Consider the following 1,755-nt stretch of genomic DNA (forward strand, 5'->3'; position numbering starts at 1 on the left):
CACCGCCACGGCCGTGAGTACGGCAAGGTCCCGCGCGCGCGGAAAACGCTGAAGCTCGGCTTCTTCGAGAACCAGCGAACACACGCTCACGCAAACGCCGTAGGTGAAAACCAGCGACGTGAATGCCAAGAGATATTCGGTCGAGAGGATGCCGAGTAGCCAAAAGGCCGGGATCAGCACATAGCCCAGCACCTCCGATATGGGCCCAAGCACATCGACAATCAGTATGTGACCAAATCCGAGGAAGCCGACCCGCCCATAGCGGGGGTTGAAGAGCATGGAGCGGTAGCGGAAGAAGCACTCGAGCGCACCGCGCTGCCAGCGCGTGCGTTGCCTGGCCAGAACGCGCAGTGACTCGGGTGCTTCTGTCCAGCACACCGGCTCCGGAATGAACTGGATGCGGTATTTGCGTTTGGTGTCCATCATGTGGCGATGCAGCTTGATCACAAGGTCCATGTCCTCGCCCATCGATCCCTTGGTGAAGCCGCCAACCGCCACCACTTCGGCGCGGCGGAACACGCCGAAGGCGCCGGACACCAGCATCAACGTGTTGATGCGGCTCCAGGCCAGCCGTGCCATAAGGAAGGCCCGCAGATATTCGACCACTTGGAACAGTGCCAGCAACCGGCTGGGCAGGCGGATCTCGCGCACCCTGCCCGCTTCGATCCTCGATCCGTTGGCGATGCGGATCGTGCCGCCGACGGCGATGGTGCGCTCGGGATCGTCGATGAAGGGCTGGGCCGCGCGCATCAGTGCGTCGGGCTCGAGGATGGAGTCGCCGTCGATCACACAAAAGAGAGGCGCGCGGCAGACATTGACGCCGGCATTCTGGGCATCGGCCTTGCCGCCATTTTCCTTGTCGACCACGAACAGCCGTTCTGTCATCGGCGAGGAATAGAGGCCGCGGATCGGCTTGTGTGTCAGGGCCTCCTCATAGGGTCGGTGGAATTTCACCAGTTTGAAGCCTTCGATAAGGCGCTGCAGAGTCTGATCCTTCGAGCCGTCGTTGATGACGATGACCTCGAAATTCGGATATTCGAGCGCCAGCATCGAGTGCACGCTCTCGACCACATTCACTTCCTCATTGTAGGCGGGCACCAGCAGCGCGATCGGCGGCGCTACGTCGCCATAGCGGTGCCACAGCAGAGCCGAACGCGCGACCGGCGGGCGCTTGGACAGGGCGTAGGCGGCGATGATGAGCTGCAGCAGGTAGATCGCCGTCTGCGCCAGCCCCGCCCCGATGATGAACCAGGACAGGATGGAGGCCCCCAGAACGATCTCTTGGCTCCAGTCGAACATCAGGTGGCTGGCCCCTCGGCGAGGATCAGCGAGGCCGTGCGCTGCCTGCGCGAGACGTCGCTGGCGGCGATCTCGCGCAGCACCTGCTCTCCCTTCTGGCCGAACGAGCGGAGCGCGTTGGCAGCGGCGTAGCGCACAGTCCATGCCTCGTCGTCCATAAGCTGCGCGAGGGGCGCGGCGAGTTCAGACAGGCCGAGGCGGCCCGCCGCGTCGGCAGCGTCGGCGCGTACATCCCAGCCGCCATTTTCCATCGCCTTGATCAGGATGGCCGGCGCATTGGCATGTCCGGTCAGGCCGAGTGCCCGCAATGCGGCTGCGGTAACCTCCGGCGACGGATCGCCGGCCGCGCGGGCAAAGAACTCACCAAACCGGAACCCGCCGTTGCGGGCAAGCGCATCGATTGCGGCCGCCCTGATGAAAGGCACCGCGTCCTGACGTCCGGCGTAATCCCTGAGC

At 64.1% G+C, this 1,755-nt stretch carries 2 protein-coding genes; both read right to left on the minus strand.

The features are described from left to right. A partial coding sequence (locus tag EN984_RS33440) for a glycosyltransferase family 2 protein (protein WP_245480174.1) occupies window positions 1-1,299 on the minus strand: 1,299 nt, incomplete at its 3' end. Then, a partial coding sequence (locus EN984_RS33445; RefSeq protein WP_164765868.1) for a HEAT repeat domain-containing protein occupies window positions 1,299-1,755 on the minus strand: 457 nt, incomplete at its 5' end. The genes EN984_RS33440 and EN984_RS33445, both read right to left, overlap by 1 nt.

Origin of the sequence: Mesorhizobium sp. M7A.F.Ca.CA.004.12.1.1 (genome assembly GCF_003997835.1) — a bacterium.
Lineage (GTDB): Bacteria > Pseudomonadota > Alphaproteobacteria > Rhizobiales > Rhizobiaceae > Mesorhizobium.